Origin of the sequence: Bradyrhizobium sp. CW1, from assembly GCF_023100665.1 — a bacterium.
GTDB lineage: Bacteria > Pseudomonadota > Alphaproteobacteria > Rhizobiales > Xanthobacteraceae > Bradyrhizobium > Bradyrhizobium canariense_D.
In genome coordinates this window covers 7,990,423-8,007,224 of record NZ_CP064684.1, presented here as the reverse complement: position 1 = coordinate 8,007,224, position 16,802 = coordinate 7,990,423, and the positions used below count along the sequence as shown (strand labels likewise).

Annotated in this window: 13 protein-coding genes; 10 read left to right on the top strand and 3 right to left on the bottom strand. The window is 64.7% G+C overall.

The genetic code is table 11. From position 1 onward, the window contains the following. The first annotated feature begins 28 nt into the window (after positions 1-28). Positions 29-559, top strand: a complete 531-nt coding sequence (locus IVB54_RS38225; protein ID WP_018455889.1) for a methylated-DNA--[protein]-cysteine S-methyltransferase — start codon at positions 29-31, stop codon at positions 557-559. Between the two features lie 94 nt (positions 560-653). Here IVB54_RS38225 and IVB54_RS38220 read toward each other — a convergent pair whose 3' ends face one another. Then, a complete protein-coding gene (locus tag IVB54_RS38220) occupies positions 654-1,022 on the bottom strand; it encodes a nuclear transport factor 2 family protein (protein WP_247295911.1) in 369 nt (122 codons plus the stop codon). A 189-nt stretch (positions 1,023-1,211) separates the two neighbouring features. On the opposite strand from IVB54_RS38220, the gene IVB54_RS38215 reads away from it, so the two are divergent. Beyond that, positions 1,212-2,111 (top strand): LysR family transcriptional regulator, encoded by a 900-nt coding sequence (locus IVB54_RS38215; protein WP_018455891.1) that lies wholly within the window; start codon positions 1,212-1,214, stop codon positions 2,109-2,111. Positions 2,112-2,135: 24 nt separating this feature from the next. Here IVB54_RS38215 and IVB54_RS38210 read toward each other — a convergent pair whose 3' ends face one another. After that, positions 2,136-4,925 carry a [protein-PII] uridylyltransferase gene (locus IVB54_RS38210; RefSeq protein ID WP_085361945.1) on the bottom strand — a complete coding sequence of 930 codons (2,790 nt, stop codon included), beginning with the start codon at positions 4,923-4,925 and terminating at the stop codon, positions 2,136-2,138. Between the two features lie 187 nt (positions 4,926-5,112). Between IVB54_RS38210 and IVB54_RS38205 the strand changes: the two genes are divergently transcribed. The 6 genes from IVB54_RS38205 (at position 5,113) to IVB54_RS38180 (ending at position 11,439) form a co-directional block, all read left to right on the top strand. Next, positions 5,113-6,084, top strand: coding sequence for an aliphatic sulfonate ABC transporter substrate-binding protein (locus IVB54_RS38205; protein ID WP_247295914.1), 972 nt, complete (start codon positions 5,113-5,115; stop codon positions 6,082-6,084). A 231-nt stretch (positions 6,085-6,315) separates the two neighbouring features. Further along, positions 6,316-7,158, top strand: a complete 843-nt coding sequence (locus tag IVB54_RS38200; protein WP_247295993.1) for an ABC transporter permease — start codon at positions 6,316-6,318, stop codon at positions 7,156-7,158. Between the two features lie 4 nt (positions 7,159-7,162). Continuing rightward, complete coding sequence (locus IVB54_RS38195) at positions 7,163-7,948, top strand: ABC transporter ATP-binding protein (RefSeq protein WP_247776999.1); 786 nt, start codon at positions 7,163-7,165, stop codon at positions 7,946-7,948. A 69-nt stretch (positions 7,949-8,017) separates the two neighbouring features. Further along, on the top strand, positions 8,018-8,527 hold the full coding sequence (locus IVB54_RS38190; RefSeq protein ID WP_018455897.1) for an OsmC family protein: 510 nt from the start codon (positions 8,018-8,020) through the stop codon (positions 8,525-8,527). Between the two features lie 67 nt (positions 8,528-8,594). Then, positions 8,595-9,404 (top strand): hypothetical protein, encoded by an 810-nt coding sequence (locus IVB54_RS38185; RefSeq protein WP_018455898.1) that lies wholly within the window; start codon positions 8,595-8,597, stop codon positions 9,402-9,404. A gap of 358 nt (positions 9,405-9,762) precedes the next feature. Further along, positions 9,763-11,439 (top strand): PAS domain-containing methyl-accepting chemotaxis protein, encoded by a 1,677-nt coding sequence (locus IVB54_RS38180; protein ID WP_247777568.1) that lies wholly within the window; start codon positions 9,763-9,765, stop codon positions 11,437-11,439. Positions 11,440-11,542: 103 nt separating this feature from the next. Here IVB54_RS38180 and mutS read toward each other — a convergent pair whose 3' ends face one another. Beyond that, positions 11,543-14,281, bottom strand: coding sequence for a DNA mismatch repair protein MutS (gene mutS / locus IVB54_RS38175; RefSeq protein WP_026233049.1), 2,739 nt, complete (start codon positions 14,279-14,281; stop codon positions 11,543-11,545). A gap of 216 nt (positions 14,282-14,497) precedes the next feature. Here mutS and pcaF point away from each other — a divergent pair, with 216 nt between their 5' ends. Together pcaF and IVB54_RS38165 are read left to right on the top strand one after the other, a co-directional pair. Beyond that, entirely contained in the window at positions 14,498-15,706 is a 1,209-nt protein-coding gene (gene pcaF, locus IVB54_RS38170) for a 3-oxoadipyl-CoA thiolase (protein ID WP_018455901.1), read from the top strand. Between the two features lie 192 nt (positions 15,707-15,898). Then, the gene (locus IVB54_RS38165) at positions 15,899-16,792 is read left to right on the top strand and encodes a dioxygenase (RefSeq protein ID WP_018455902.1); all 894 of its coding nucleotides are present in this window, start codon (positions 15,899-15,901) and stop codon (positions 16,790-16,792) included. The last annotated feature ends 10 nt before the right edge of the window (positions 16,793-16,802 follow it).

Here is a 16,802-nt window from a genome sequence, read left to right as displayed (position 1 = left end):
TGGCGTGTTTCGATGCAATGGTGCCGCAATGCCCGCGCGACCGACCAAACCGCCTGTAAGCTTCGGCCTCGATCGGCTGGCGACGCCGATCGGGATCGCGCTGCTGATCACCGACGCTGAGGGCGCCTTGCGCGCGCTCGACTGGGAGGATTACGAGCACCGCATGCGCGAGCTCTTGCGCCTGCATTACGGTCTGGTGGACCTGAGTGACCAGCCCGCGCCCGCGGCCATGCGGACTGCGCTGTCGGACTATTTCGACGGCGATCTCGGCCAGCTCTCAGACATCGCCTGGCGCATCGCCGGCACGCCGTTCCAGCAGAAGGTCTGGAATGCATTGGCGCAAATCCCTGCCGGCACCACAATGAGTTACGGCGCGCTCGCCGCAAGGATCGACACGCCCAAAGCCATTCGCGCCGTCGGCCATGCCAACGGCTCCAATCCGATCAGCGTGGTGCTGCCGTGCCACCGCCTGATCGGCGCCGATGGTTCTCTGGTGAAGTATGGCGGCGGCCTCGAGCGCAAGCGCTGGCTGCTGCGGCATGAAGGCGTGGCGGTCTAAGCGCCTGTTTGACAACGGTTGAGCGATTGGCGGCGGCCGGCGATGGGCCGTCGAGCGAGCCTTCGGCCGCTCTCCCCCGCCGTGACCGAATCCATCAGACGTTCGACGTCATTACTTTCTGCGCGATCTTCCAGGTCCCGTTCACCTTCAAGCACGACAACAGGTCTGTGAAGTAACGCGGCGGGATGCGCAATTTCACCTTCAAAAGCGCGAGCTCTCCTTCAACATCCGTCGACAGGATCTGATCGTCTCGCTCGAAGCCCTGTTGCTTTGGAGCTTTCATGTCGCGGACCGCTGCCAGCCAGGTCGCAATCGGCGTCACGCCCACGTTGCCGTCCTCGGCGACCTTCGTCACGGAACTCAAGGGGTGAAATATGGATGCAAATTTCTCGGCATCCATTTCATAGGCAGCATCGAAATAGGTTTGCGCAAGGGAGTGCAAGGCGGGAACGTCCGTATTCATTGTCATCCTCAAAGCCGTTACACCGGGCATTCATGCGGCCCGGCCCGGCCAGCCGTGCCGAGCGTCAGCCTGGCGCCCGTGCAGAAAAGCACCGTAGGTCGTCGAATTGCGGGTGGGAGCCTACGGCATAGTTGTTTATGAAGCCAGCCGACTTGCGCGGCATGGGCTTATGATCGATATTCATAGACGATGACAAACGAATTGAACGAGCTCGCGACGTTCGCAATCGTGGCCAGTGAACGAAGCTTTACGCGCGCTGCGATAAAGCTGGGTGTGTCTCAGTCTGCCTTGAGTCACACAATCCGGAGGCTTGAGCAACGGCTTGAGCTGCAGCTGCTCGCTCGAACAACCAAGAGCGTTGCGCCAACCGCTGCGGGGGCAGCTCTTTTGGAAGACTTGTCTCCGGCGCTTGAGCAAATTCGTCACGCCCTCGACAAGGCCCGAAGTGTTCGGCAGCGACCCGAAGGTCGTCTCCGAATCGTAATGTCACGATCAGCTGCCGTGATGGTGTTGTTGCCGCGGTTGAGAGCTTTCGCTGAGTCCTACCCGGACATCGTTCTGGACGTTGTTACCGTCACTGGCCCCGTGGACCTTGTTGCAGGCGAGTTCGATGCCGGTATCCAGCTTGGCGAGTACATTCAAAAGGATATGATCGCGGTTCGCCTCACGCCCGAACTGCGATTGGCGGTAGTGGGCTCGCCAAGCTATTTCGCTTCACGAAGCATCCCCAAGAAACCAAAGGATCTGAACGATCATCGGTGCGTTACGCTGCGTCTTGCGGGTGGACCATATCGGTGGGAGTTTCAGCAGGGACGAAAGTCGGTCACGATCAACGTGAACGGCCCACTCATCATTGACGATACCCACCTGGTGATCCAGGCGGCGCTCGCCGGGGTTGGTGTGGGACTCGCTTATGAAGAGCAGGTCGCCGAATATGTTGCGAAGCGCCGCCTTGTCCGGGTGCTGGAGGATTGGACTCCGCCAATTCCGGGCTTCTTCATGTATTATCCCAGTCGTCGGCATCAACCGGCGACGCTGTCTGCGCTGGTGAACGCGCTGCGATTCTCCGAACAAAAGTCGGCGCGATGATTCAGCGGGGAATGACGAGAGAAGTCAGGCCGCTGGCTGAACCGCCTTGTCGCCGGCCATCACGTGGGTCAGCGCGCTCTTGATCGCGGCCTGACGTGTCGGCGCGCTGATCTGTGCGCCCAGGAGATCGGTGACGTAGAACACGTCGCGCGCGCGCTCGCCGAAGGTCGCGACATGGGCCGAGGCGATGTTGAGGTTGAGCTTCGAGATCGCGGTGGTCAGCTCGTAGAGCAGCCCGGGGCGGTCGAGGCCGGACATTTCGATCACTGTGTAGCGGTCGGACCATTGGTTGTTGATGGTCACTTCCGGCTCGATCACGAACGGCCGCGCCTTGCCGCGCACGGTGCGCCGGGCCACCACTTCGGGCAGACGCAGCTTGCCTTCCAGCACGTCCTCGATCATCTCGCCGATGCGTGTGGCGCGCCGTCCCTCGTCCTCGTCGCGGTCGTATTCCCTGGAAATCGAGATGGTGTCGAGCGCGCGACCGTCGGTCGTGGTGTAGATCTGGGCATCGACGATGTTGGCACCGGCCGAGGCACAGGCGCCTGCGATGATCGACAGCAGCCAGGGATGGTCGGCGGCGAAGATGGTCAGCTCGGTGACGCCACGCACCTCGTCGAAGCCGACATTGATCGCGAGCTTGTGGCCCGCCTGCTCGCTGGCACGGACGAAGCGCGCGTGGCGGATCTTGCGCGGCAGCTCGACCTTGAGCCAATAGGCCGGATAGTGCCGGGCGATATAGGCGTCGAGCTCTTCCGCCGGCCATTCCGCGAAGGCGTTACGGAATTCGGCATACGCGGCCGTGAGCCGCTTGCCGCGGTCTACCTCCGAGAAGCCACCCGTCAGCACCGGTTCGGTCTCGTAGTACAGCGAGCGCAAGAGCTGCGCCTTCCAGCCGTTCCACACGCCTGGGCCGACGCCGCGGATGTCGGCGGTGGTCAGGATCGTCAAGAGCTTCATCTGCTCGACCGACTGCACCACGGCGGCGAAATTCTCGATGGTCTTGCGGTCGGAGAGATCGCGCGACTGTGCGACCGTGGACATCGTCAGATGCTCCTCGATCAGCCAGGCCACGAGCTCGGTGTCGGCCGGACTGAAGCCGAGCCGCGGGCAGAGCCGTCGCGCCACCTTGGCGCCGGCGATCGAGTGATCCTCGGGCCGGCCCTTGGCGACGTCGTGCAGCAGCGTCGCAATGTAGATCACGGAGCGATGCTCCGGCCGGATCTTGCGCATCAGGTCGCTCGCCACCGCGAATTCCTCGATGCCGCCGCGTTCGATGTCCTGGAGGAACCCGACGCAGCGGATCAAATGCTCGTCGACGGTGTAGTGATGATACATGTTGAACTGCATCATCGAGACGATCTTGCCGAAGGCACGGATGAAATGGCCGAGCACGCCGGTCTCGTTCATCCGCCGCAGCACGATTTCCGCGTTGTCGGATGTCAGGATCTCCATCAACAGCCGGTTGGCTTCGGGATTCTCGCGCATCTGCGCGTTGATCAGGCCGAGCGAACGCGTCACGTCGCGCATCGCGTCCGGGTGGAAGGCGAGATTGTTCTTCTGCGCCAGGCGGAAGATGCGGATCAAATTGACCGGATCATGCTTGAACACGTCGGGCGCGGCGACGTTGATGCGGTTGTTGTCGACGATGAAGTCGTCGCTGTCGGGCACTCGCCGCTTCACCGCGGTGGGGCGCAGCCGCGCCATCATCCGGCTCAGCACCGGCGCGGGCTTGGCCTGCTGGTCCTCGAGCTTGGCGCAGAGGATGGCGGTGAGGTTGCCGACTTCCTTGGCGACCAGGAAGTAGTGCTTCATGAAGCGTTCGACGTCCTGCATGCCGGGATGCGAGGTGTAGCCGAGCCGGACCGCGATCTCGCGCTGGAGGTCGAAGGAGAGGCGCTCTTCAGGGCGACCGGAGTAAAAGTGAAGATTGCAGCGCACCGACCAGAGGAAGTCGGCGCAGCGGCGGAAGGTGCGGTATTCCTGCGCGTCGAACACGCCGCGGTCGACCAGTTCGTCGGTGTCGCTCACGCGGTAGACGTACTTCGCGATCCAGAACAGCGTGTGCAGGTCGCGGAGCGCACCCTTGCCGTCCTTGACGTTGGGTTCGACCAGATAACGCGATTGGCCGCCGCGGCGATGCCGCTCCTCACGCTCGGCGAGTTTCGCGGTGACGAACTCGGACGCGGTGCCTTGCACGACCTCCTTGTCGAAGCGGGCAACCAGCTCGTCATAGAGCGGCCGGTCTCCGGTAAGGAAGCGCGTCTCCAGGATCGCGGTGCGGATGGTCATGTCGCCGCGCGCCTGCCGGATCGACTCGTCGACCGAGCGCGTGGCGTGACCGACCTTCAGCCCCATGTCCCAGAGGCAATAGAGAATGGCCTCGGCGACCTGCTCGCCCCAGGCGGTCTGCTTGTAGGGCAGGATGAAGAGCAGATCGATGTCGGACTCGGGGGCCATCAGGCCGCGGCCATAGCCGCCGGTCGCCACCACTGCCATGCGCTCGGCACCGCTCGGAATCGGCGAGCGGTAGAGATGGCGGGTCGCGGCCGAATACAGGATGCGGATGATCTCGTCCTGCACGTGGCACAGTCGCTCGGCGCAGCGCCGGCCATGACGGTCCTTCAGCAGGATCGTCTGTGCCGCAGCGCGCGAGGCAATCAGCTCGGCCTTGAGCAGTTGCGCCATGGCCGTGCGGAACGCGTCCTCGCGTCCCTGGTGCTTCTCGGCAAGCGCATCGACCGCGGCGGTGATCCGCGCGGTGTCGAAGCGATCGTCCACCTCGGCCTTGTGTTCAGTCGCGACGCTGTCCATGTCTCACCGGATATAAGAGGCGGCCGGCGCTGTCACCCGCCATTCTCTCGCAATAGTCGTTCCATGCTGGAAAGGTGCGGCTTTGGGCAAAGCTGTTCTCAGCCGGCGCGCTTTCGAGGGATGGATTTTCTCGTTGATTTCTAGATCTAACTCATTGAAAAACAATGAAGTTTTGAGGAGGTCGGGCATGACCAGGATTACACGACGCATACTGTTGGCGGGAGCGGTCGCTCTTGCCATGTCCCCCGCGGCGCGGGCGGCGGATCCGCTCAAGGAAATCCGTATCGACTGGGCGACCTATAATCCGGTGTCGATGGTCCTGAAGCAGAAGGGACTCCTGGAAAAGGAGTTCGCCAAGGACGGCATCACCGTCACCTGGGTGCAGTCGGCCGGCTCCAACAAGGCGCTCGAATTCCTCAATGCGGGCTCGATCGACTTCGGCTCGACCGCGGGCTCGGCGGCGCTGGTCGCGCGTATCAACGGCAACCCGATCAAGTCGATCTACGTCTATTCGCGTCCCGAATGGACGGCGTTGGTGACATCAAAGGATTCCAAGATTGCTAATGTCGCCGATCTCAAGGGCAAGCGGGTCGCGGTGACGCGCGGCACCGATCCGCACATCTTCCTGGTGCGCGCATTGCTTGGCGCAGGTCTCACCGAAAAGGACATCACGCCGGTGCTGCTCCAGCACGCCGACGGCAAGACCGCGCTGATCCGCGGCGACGTCGATGCGTGGGCCGGGCTCGATCCGATGATGGCGCAGGCCGAGGTCGAGGACGGCGCGAAACTGTTCTATCGCAAGGCCGACGCCAACACTTGGGGCATCCTCAATGTGCGCGAGCAGTTTTTGAAAGACTATCCGGACGCCGCCCGCCGCGTGCTCGCGGTGTACGAAGAGGCGCGCAAATATTCGCTCGCGAATTACGACGAGCTCAAGAAGACCTTCATCGCCGTGACCAAGCTGCCGGAGCCTGTCGTCGACAAGCAACTCAAGGAGCGCACCGAGCTGACCCACAGCCGCATCGGCGCGCCCCAGCGCGAATCGATCCTCGCCGCGGGCCTCGCCCTGCAACAGGCCGGCGTCGTCGACGCCAAGGTCGATGTGAAGGCGACGCTGGATGCGTTGATCGACGATCAGGTCCCGCTGCCGACGAATTAAAGGCAGGCGGGCGGCAAACTCGGTCGTCGTCCCGGGGCGCGAAGCGAGCCCGGGACCCATAACCACAGGAAGTGGTTTGGCGCCAAAGGGGCAACTCCGAGTCACCGTAGCCACGCCTTCCCGTGGTTAGGGGTCCCGGATCTGCGCTCCGCTTCGCTGCGCTTGTCCGGGACGACGCCGAGAATGCCGCGCGCCCTTGCAATCTCGCACAGGACGCGCTTCCTACCGGCCATGATCTCTGACGCGCCAGTCCTGCAACAGACTACGGAACCGGCCGAGAGCGCCGCGCCCTCGCGGCTGTCGCGCTATGCGGGGCCGACGCTGGGATTGCTGTTGCCACTGACCCTCGCGCTTGGCTGGGAACTCGTGGTCTGGTCCGGCTGGTCCAACGGCCGGCTGGTGCCGCCGCCCTCGCGCTTGTTCGCCACCGTCGTTGATCTTGCGCGCTCCGGCGAACTGTTCCGTCACATCGCCGCAACGCTGTGGCGTGTCGGCCTTGGCTTTGCGTTCGGCGTGGTCGCGGGGACCTTGCTCGGCGCCATATCCGGCTATTGGTCGCTGGCGCGGCGGCTGCTCGACCCGACCGTGCAGGCGCTGCGCGCGATCCCGTCGCTGGCCTGGGTGCCGCTGTTCATCCTCTGGCTCGGCATCTTCGAGACCTCGAAGATCGCGCTGATCGCAGTCGGCGTGTTCTTTCCGGTCTATCTCGGCGTGATGGGCGCGATCCTCATCGTCGATCGCAAGATCGTCGAGGTCGGTCGCACATTCCGTCTCTCCGGGCCTGCCATGATCCGCCGTATCCTGCTGCCCGCGGTGCTGCCGGCCTATGTCGTGTCCTTGCGCGTCGGTCTTGGTCTGGGCTGGATGTTCGTGGTGGCGGCCGAGCTGATCGGCGCGTCCGAAGGCCTCGGCTATCTCCTGCTCGACGGCCAGCAGCTCGGCAAGCCCGCGCAGATCCTCGCCGCCATCGTGATCTTCGCGATCCTCGGCAAGCTCACGGATTGGTTGATCGAGATCGCGGCTGCGCCCTTCCTGCGCTGGCAGGACGCCTTTGGGCGTACAACGGGAGCATAAGGCGATGCTGGCGCTCGACCGGGTCAGCAAGACCTATCCCAACGGCGTGCAGGCGCTGGCGCGCTTCTCCGCCGAGATCAGGCAAGGCGAGATCGTCGCCATCATTGGCGGCTCGGGCTGCGGCAAGTCCACGCTGCTGCGCGCCATCGCGGGCCTCGACCGCGCAAGCTCGGGCACGGTGACGCTGGACAACGAGGCGATCGCCGCGCCGCATGCCAAGATCGGCATCATCTTCCAGGAGCCGCGGCTGCTGCCCTGGCTCAGCGTCGCCGACAATATCGGCTTTGGTCTTGCCGATGGGCCCGCGACCGAGCGGCGTGAAAAGGTGGCGCGTGCGCTCGAGCGTGTCGGGCTCGCCGAGAAGGCGCAGGCCTGGCCGCGCGAGCTCTCGGGCGGGCAGGCACAGCGCGTCGCGATCGCCCGCGCGCTGGTGCCGCAGCCCGAGGTGCTCTTGCTCGACGAGCCGTTCTCGGCGCTCGACGCTTTCACCCGCAGGGACCTCCAGGATCATCTGCTCGATCTCTGGGCCGACACGCGGCCGACGCTCATCCTCGTCACCCATGACGTCGACGAGGCCGTGGTGCTGGCTGACCGCGTGCTGGTGATGCGGCCGCGGCCGGGCCGGCTGTTCGACCAGATCGAGATCAACCTGGGCAGGCCACGCGACCGCAATTCGCCGCTGTTCGAGAATTTCAAGCGAAGTGTGCTGACGTCACTCGATCGTTCGCTCGACCGCAGCGTGCCCGACCGTGACGCAACCCAGGGTCGCGGTCAGGCCATGTGGTGGTGACAATTTCGCTCCGAGCCGGTACATCGCAAGCCGGTACTTCGTAGAGACGATTTTCCCGGGAGAGACAAAATGGACGCCGCAGCACTGCGCCAGATGCAGGCCCCGATCAAGGAGCGCTACAAGACCGACCCCAAGACCGCGATGATCACGTTGAGGGCCAAGGGCTCGACCGACAGCGAGGGCATCGCCTGCAAGGTCGAGACCGGCCGCGCCATCGCAATGGCCGGCCTGCATCCCGCAACCGGCGGCTCCGGCCTCGAGCTCTGCTCGGGCGACATGCTACTCGAAGCGCTGGTCGCCTGCGCCGGCGTCACGCTGAAATCGGTCGCGACCGCGATCGAGGTACCCTTGAAGACCGGCAACGTCTACGCCGAGGGCGATCTCGATTTCCGCGGCACGCTCGGCGTCGACAAGGAGACGCCGGTCGGCTTCGCCGAGATACGTCTGCGCTTCGACGTCGATACTGATGCGCCGCAAGACAAGCTCGACCTGCTGCTCAAGCTCACCGAGCGCTACTGCGTGGTCTATCAGACCATCAAGAACGGCCCGAAGGTCTCGGTGTCGATGCAGCGGATGTAGCGAGCGAAGGCCGCTCGCCGAACAATTCGTGTCGTCTCGGCGAAGCCCGGGACGACAAAAGAAAAAAATGTCCCCCGAGCTCCACCTCATCCTCATCCTCGTTCTGCGCATGATGGTCGCGGCGGCGTTCGTCGTGACGGCGTCGATCATCACCGAGCGTTCAGGGCCGGTGATCGGCGCGCTGGTCGCGACCTTGCCGGTTTCGGCCGGACCATCCTACGTCTTCCTCGCGCTCGACCACGATGCCGCCTTCATCGCGCAGGGCGCGCTGTCGAGCTTGCCGGTCAATGCCGCGACGATCTTCATGTGTCTCACCTATGTGGTGCTGGCGCAGCGGCGCAGCCTTCTGGTGAGTTGCGGAAGCGCGGTCGCGGTCTGGATCGTGTTCGCCTCGATCATCAAGCAGTTCGACTGGCCGCTCACCGCCGGGCTCGCCGCCAATCTGATCGCGTTCGGCATCTGCATTCCGCTGCTCGCGGGCTATCGCCATGTAAAGATGCCGCTGGTGACGCGGCGCTGGTATGACGTGCCGATGCGGGCCGCGCTGGTCGCGACCCTCGTCGCAATCGTCGTCTCGACCTCGGGCTGGGTCGGTCCCCGGATCAGCGGCATCATCGCGCTGTATCCGGTGGTGTTTTCCAGCATCATGGTGATCCTGCATCCGCGAATCGGCGGTCCGCCGACCGCCGCGGTGCTGGCCAATTCGGCTTGGGGGCTGCTCGGATTCGGAATGGCGATCGCGGTGTTGCACGTGGCGGTGGCGTGGTTCGGCTCCGCCGTCGGTCTTGGGCTTGCACTCGCCACCTGCATTGTTTGGAATCTGACGCTGTGGGGGATCGGGCGGCGTACGCAGCACAAGGCGCGGCAAGCGCCGTGACACTACGGACATGCGGCGCGGCGTCGCCGGATACTTCCGTAGCAAAACTCGCCATGACCGATCGCGAGACGCTTTCCTTCAAACTCCTGAAGGACCAAGCATTCAAGTGACAGCGCCGACCGAGCAGCGTGTAAGGCCTACCGTCGTGCAGCTTTAGGCTGCTCTGTCGGCGATCGCTTTTCCCAGAATTCGTTAGCACTTTATTCGAATCTTATGGGTACTGAATCATCTTGCGTATCCGCCTTGGTCTTCGCAACGCGAGTTTTACCGGCGGAATTCGATTGGAATTCAGCGCGTGTGCCGCGCCGTCACGTCACCTGATCCCGTCTCGCAATTTAATGATTTTGGAGATTCAATGATGTTTGGCCGCAAGTCCCGCAACGACGCGGATGCTAAGCTCGCCGCCATCGGCCGCTCGCAGGCCATGATCGAGTTTGCCATGGACGGCACGATCCTGAGCGCCAACCAGAATTTCTTGAACGCCCTCGGCTATTCCCTCGACGAAATCAAGGGAAAGAAGCACGCCATGTTCATGCCGGCCGACCAGCGCGACGGCGCCGAGTACAAGGCGTTCTGGGCTGCATTGAACCGCGGCGAGTATCAGGCAAGCGAGTTCAAGCGGATCGCGAAGGGCGGCCGTGAGATCTGGATCGAAGCATCCTACAATCCGGTGCTCGACGGCAACGGCAAGACGGTGATGGTCGCCAAGATTGCGACCGAAATCACCGAGAAGAAGATCCGGAGCATGACGGAGTCTTCGAAGATCGCCGCTATCGGCCGCGCCCAGGCCGTGATCGAGTTCAAGCTCGACGGCACCATCGTCACGGCCAACGAGAATTTCTGCAACGCGCTTGGCTATTCGCTGACCGAGATCCAGGGCAAGCATCACAGCCTCTTCATGCCCCAGGCCGAGCGCGACGGCGCGGCCTATCGCGAGTTCTGGGCCAAGCTCAACCGCGGCGAATACCAGGCTGGCGAGTTCAAGCGCATCGGCAAGGGCGGCCGCGAGGTCTGGATTCTCGCCTCCTACAATCCGCTACTCGATGAGAACGGCAAGCCCTTCGGCGTCGCCAAGTTCGCGACCGACGTCACGGCGGAGAAGCTGAAGAATGCCGTCCTTGCGGGCCAGATCACGGCGATCGAGAAGGCGCAGGCGGTGATCGAGTTCAACATGGACGGCACGATCATCACCGCCAACGCCAATTTCCTCGGCGCCCTCGGCTATTCGCTGGCTGAGATCAAGGGCAAGCACCACAGCATGTTTGTCGAGCCCTCGGAGCGCGATGGCAATGGCTATCGCGAGTTCTGGGCGGCGCTCAACCGCGGCCAGTATCAGGCGGCCGAATACAAGCGCATCGGCAAGGGCGGCAGGGAGGTCTATATCCAGGCCTCCTACAATCCGATCATGGATCTCAACGGCAAGCCGTTCAAGGTCGTGAAATATGCGACCGACGTCACGAAACAGGTGCTGGTCCGCATGGGCAACGAGCGCGTCCGCGGCATGATGGAATCGGTCGCCGCCGGATCGGAAGAGCTGAACGCCTCGGTGCGGGAGATTTCCGAGGCCATGACCAAATCGCGCGAGACGGCGATGAGCGCGGTGGAGCAGGTCGCGTCCGCTGATGCCCAGGCCCAGCGCCTCACTGAAGCGGCGCTGGCGATGAGCGGGATCGTCGAGCTCATCAACAACATCACCGGGCAGATCAACCTCCTGGCACTCAACGCCACCATCGAATCCGCCCGCGCCGGTGAAGCCGGTCGGGGTTTTGCGGTGGTGGCCTCGGAGGTCAAGAGCCTCGCCAACCAAGCCAAGCAGGCCACTGACAAGATCGGCGCTGAGATCGGTACCCTCAACGGCATCTCTGGAGACGTCGTCACCGCCCTGGCTTCGATCAAGACGGCCATCAGCAACGTCAGCGAATATGTGACGTCGACGGCCGCGGCAATCGAAGAGCAGAGCACGGTGACCAACGAGATGTCGACCAGCATGCAGCGCGCCGCAGCGGAAGTGGCGGCGATCGCGGCGAGGGCGTAGCGTTCAGAAGCATAGGGTGGGTTAGCGAAGCGTAACCCACCACTTCTCGCGCGCTGACAAAGGTGGTGGGTTACGCCTTCGGCTCACCCACCCTGCGGCACCGTCACTGCTTCGGCAGCTTGGCCTTCAACGCATACAGCGCATCGAGCGCTTCGCGTGGCGACATCTCGTCCGGATGCAGCGCCTTCACCGCGTCCATCAGCAGTTCGGCCTCGCTCGGCGGTGTGACTTCTGCGGCGGCGCGCGAGGGCACTGCGAACAGCGGCAGATCGTCAGCAAGCGCGCGCGCGGTCTGGCCGCGGTCCTGGGCTTCCAGCTTCGCCAGTACCGATTTGGCGCGCGTGATCACGGCCGGCGGCAGGCCCGCGAGCTTGGCGACCTGGATTCCGTAAGAGCGATCGGCCGAACCCGGCAACACCTCGTGCAGGAACACGACATTGCCCTGCCATTCCTTCACCCGCACGGTCGCGTTGAACATCCGCGGCAGCTTGGCGGAGAGCGCCGTCAGCTCGTGGTAATGCGTCGCGAACAGCGTGCGGCAGCGGTTGCTCTCGTGCAGGTGCTCGATTGCGGCCCAGGCGATCGAGAGGCCGTCGAAGGTCGCGGTGCCGCGGCCGATTTCATCAAGGATCACGAGCGCGCGCTCGCCGGCCTGGTTGAGGATGGCAGCGGTCTCGACCATCTCGACCATGAAGGTGGAACGGCCGCGGGCGAGATCGTCGGCGGCGCCGACACGCGAGAACAGGCGGTCGATGATGCCGATCCGCGCGCGTGTCGCCGGCACGAAACTTCCGATCTGGGCGAGCAACGCAATCAGCGCGTTCTGGCGCAGGAAGGTCGACTTACCCGCCATGTTCGGACCGGTCAGCAACCAGAGCTGGCCGGATTTTTGCGCAGGGCCCGGCGAGAGATCGCAGGCATTGGCGATGAACGGCTGGCCATTGCGCTTCAAGGCCTGCTCGACCACGGGATGGCGGCCCGCCTCGATCGCAAAGCCGAGAGACGAGTCCACCTCGGGCCGCACATAGTTCTGGTCGATCGCCAGCTTGGCAAGCGACGTCGCGACGTCGAGCAGCGCAAAGGCGTGAGCGGCGGCGCGCAGTTCCTCGCTGATGGCCAAAGCCTTGGCGCAGAGCCGCTCGAAAATCTCGAGCTCGAGCCCGAGTGCGCGGTCGCCGGCATTGGCGATCTTGGCTTCGATCTCCCCGAGCTCGGAGGTGGTGAAGCGGACCTGGCCGGCCAGCGTCTGGCGGTGGATGAAGGTTGCGTTTAGCGGCGCCGACATCAGCTTGTCGCCGTGCTGCGCGGTGACCTCGACGAAATAGCCGAGCACGTTGTTGTGCCGGATCTTGAGCCCCTTCACACCCGTGTTGTCGGCGTAGCGCGCCTGCATCGAGGCCACCACCAGGCGCGAGGCGTCGCGCAGATTTCGCGTTTCGTCCAGCGCAGGCTCATAGCCCTGGCGAACGAACCCGCCGTCGCGCTTGATCAGCGGCAGTTGATCGTCGAGCGCCCTGGCGAATTCCGCCGCGAGCTCGCGCGATGGCTTTTGCAGCGCCGCCATCACGACGGCGATCTCCTGCGGCGGCTGGTCGAGTTCGTCAAGCCGCGTCAGCACCTGGTCGGCGGCGATGATGCCATCGCGCAGGCCGGCGAGGTCACGCGGACCGCCGCGGCCGACGGATATACGGGCCAGCGCCCGCGACATGTCCGGGGCGCCGCGCAGGATGCTGCGGATGTCCTCGCGCGCGGCCGAGTCGGCAACGAAGCTGCCGACGGCATCGAGCCGCCGCGCAATCGCCGCCGCATCGGTCAGCGGCGCGGCAAGCCGCTGCGCCAGCAGGCGCGAGCCGGCCGAGGTCACCGTGCAGTCGATCGCGTCGAGCAGCGAGCCGCGGCGTTCGCCGGCGAGTGTCCGCGTCAGTTCGAGATTGGCGCGGGTGGCGGGATCGATCGCCATGGTCGCGCCCGAGGCTTCGCGCGCGGGCGGCGACAGCGGCGGATGTTTGCCGACCTGGGTGCGGTCAACATAGGTGACGGCGGCGGCGGCGGCAGTGGCTTCCAGCCGCGTGAGCTGGGACAGTCCGTCCATGGTCGCGACGGCAAAATAGTCGCACAGCCGCTTCTCGGCAGTGGCGCCGTCGAAGACGTCGCGGGTCAGCGGCGTCACCGCCGGCAGCTCGCGCAGGGTCTGTCCGAGCTCGCTGTCGTTATAGAGCGCGTCGGTGACGATCACCTCGTTCGGATTGATCCGCGCCAGCGTGGCGGCGAGTTCGCCGCCCGAACATTCCGTCACCGTGAATTCGGCGGTCGAGATGTCGATCCAGGCGAGGCCAAAGCGGTCACCGCCCGCCGATGAGCGCGCGCGCGCGAGCGCCAGCAGGTAATTGTTGGCGCGCGCGTCGAGCAGCGTGTCCTCGGTCAGCGTGCCCGGCGTGACCAGGCGCACCACGCCGCGGCGCACGACGCTCTTGTTGCCGCGTGCTTTCGCCGCCGCGGGATCCTCGGTCTGCTCGCACACCGCGACCCGGTGCCCGGCGGTGATCAGCCGGTGCAAATAGTCCTCGGAGCGCTCGACTGGCACGCCGCACATCGGGATATCGGCGCCTTGATGCTTGCCGCGCTTGGTCAGGACGATGCCGAGTGTCCTGGAGGCGATCTCGGCGTCCTCAAAGAACAGCTCGTAAAAGTCGCCCATCCGGTAGAACAGCAGAAGGCCCTGATGTGCCGCCTTGATTTCAAGGTACTGTTCCATCATCGGCGTGACGCGCGCGGCAGCTTCCGCCTGCGGCGCGGGCGTATCGTCGGGAGGCGGTGCAGGGATCGGTTGTTGCATTGTCATGGGCGGCGCAACCTACAAAATTTCGCCCCGCGCTCCTATCGCTTTGGGCGGAGAGGGGAGGTTTTCCACGTTGTCCGCACCGCGGCATGCGCAACTCGCGTGCACACCCGTCGGAACACGCGCGTATCGGTCAATTGACCTGCCGCGGGCGCCCTCCTAAAACTCCGTCGACATTGAAGAATTTAGGCCGGATCGCGGCATTCAGGGAGAACAACCATGCGTGACGTCTTTATCTGCGATGCCGTGCGGACCCCGATCGGCCGTTTTGGCGGGTCGCTCGCCAAGGTGCGTGCCGACGACCTGGCGGCGGCCCCGATCAAGGCGCTGATGGCCAAGCACCCCAATCTCGATTGGGCACAGGTTGACGAGGTCTTCTTCGGCTGTGCCAACCAGGCCGGCGAGGACAACCGCAACGTGGCACGCATGGCGCTCCTGCTTGCGGGCCTGCCGGATTCCGTTCCAGGCCAGACCCTGAACCGGCTCTGTGCCTCCGGTCTCGATGCGGTCGGTGCGGCCGGCCGCGCTATCCGTTCCGGCGAGATCGAGCTTGCGATTGCCGGCGGCGTCGAATCCATGACGCGCGCGCCCTTCGTGATGGGCAAGGCGCAGGAAGCGTTCTCGCGCTCGGCTGAGATCTTCGACACCACGATCGGCTGGCGCTTCATCAATCCGCTGCTGAAGGCGCAGTATGGCGTCGACGCGATGCCCGAGACCGGCGAGAACGTCGCCGAGGAATTCCAGGTCTCGCGCGCGGATCAGGACGCCTTCGCGATCCGCTCGCAGCAGCGCGCGGGCGCCGCGATTGCGGCCGGCTATTTCGCCGAAGAAATCACCCCGATCACCATTCCCGGCGGCAAGGCCGGCCCTGTCACCGTCGACAAGGACGAGCATCCGCGTCCCGAGACCACGCTGGAAGCCCTGACGAAGCTCAGGCCGATCGTGCGCAATCCCGGCACGGTGACCGCGGGCAACGCCTCCGGCGTCAATGACGGCGCCGCCGCGATGATCCTGGCGTCCGAGGCTGCGGTGAAGAAGCACGGCCTGACGCCGCGCGCGCGCATCCTCGGCCTCGCCTCCGCCGGCGTGCCGCCGCGCATCATGGGCATCGGCCCGGTGCCGGCCACCCGCAAGCTGATGGAACGTCTCGGCAAGAAAATCGGCGATTTCGACCTGATCGAGCTCAACGAAGCCTTTGCCTCGCAGGGTATCGCCTGCATGCGCCAGCTCGGCGTTGCCGACGATGCCGATTTCGTCAATCCGCATGGCGGCGCGATTGCGCTCGGTCATCCCCTCGGCATGAGTGGCGCGCGCCTCGCGCTCACCGCGGTGCACGGCATGGAGAAGCGCGGCGGCAAGCTCGCGCTCGCCACCATGTGCGTCGGCGTTGGCCAGGGCGTTGCGGTCGCCATCGAGAAGCTGAACTGACGGGACGCGCAGCGTGCCGTCATCCCGGAGCCGGGTGCCCCAGACTCGTCATGCCCGGGCTTGTCCCGCCTGCGAGGCCGAAGCCTCTTCGGCGAGGCGAAGGCCCGGGCATCCACGTTCTTGGTGCCGCGAGAAGAAGGTCGTGGATGGCCGGGACAAGCCCGGCCATGACGCAAGGTGAGGGAGCATCCCATGATCATCGCGCGCGAGCAGGACGTCACGGCCGCGGCCTTGGCGGTGATGGAGCAGACATCCGATCCACGGCTACGCCAGATCATGGTCTCCCTGGTCAAGCATCTGCACGGTTTTGTTCGCGACGTTCGCCTGACCGAGAAGGAATTCCGCGACGCCACGGCTGTTATCGCCGAACTCGGCAAGCTCTCGACCGACACGCATAATGAGGTCGTGCTGATGGCAGGCTCGCTCGGCGTCTCGCCGCTGGTGTGCCTGCTGAATAATGGCGATGAGGGCAACACGGAGACCGACCAGTCGCTGCTCGGACCATTCTGGCGGCTGAACTCGCCGCGGGTGGAAAATGGCGGATCGATCGTCCGCTCCGAGACCCCAGGCGCGCCGCTGTTCGTCAACGGCCGCGTCGTGGACAAGGACGGCCGTCCCGTCGCCGGCGCCGAGGTCGACGTCTGGCACGCGTCGCCGGTTGGTCTCTATGAAAACCAGGACCCCGAGCAGGCCGACATGAACCTGCGCGGCAAGTTTACGACCGACCAGGACGGAGCCTTCTCGTTCCGCTCCGTGATGATGGTCGGCTATCCCATTCCGACCGACGGCGTGGTCGGCCGCCTCCTGGAGGCGCAGAAGCGGCATCCCTATCGTCCCGCGCACCTGCACGCGTTGGTCTTCAAGCCCGGATTCAAGGTGCTGATCTCGCAGGTCTACGACCCCGCCGACCCGCATATCGATAGTGACGTGCAGTTCGGCGTGACCAAAGCGCTGATGGGCAAGTTCCTGCGCCATGACACGCCACATCCGACCGAGCGCGACGTCGCGACGCCCTGGTATTCGCTGGACCATGTCTATCGGCTCGAAGCCGGCGAGGCCGTCCTGCCGCGTCCGCCGATCAAATAGGGCTCAAAGC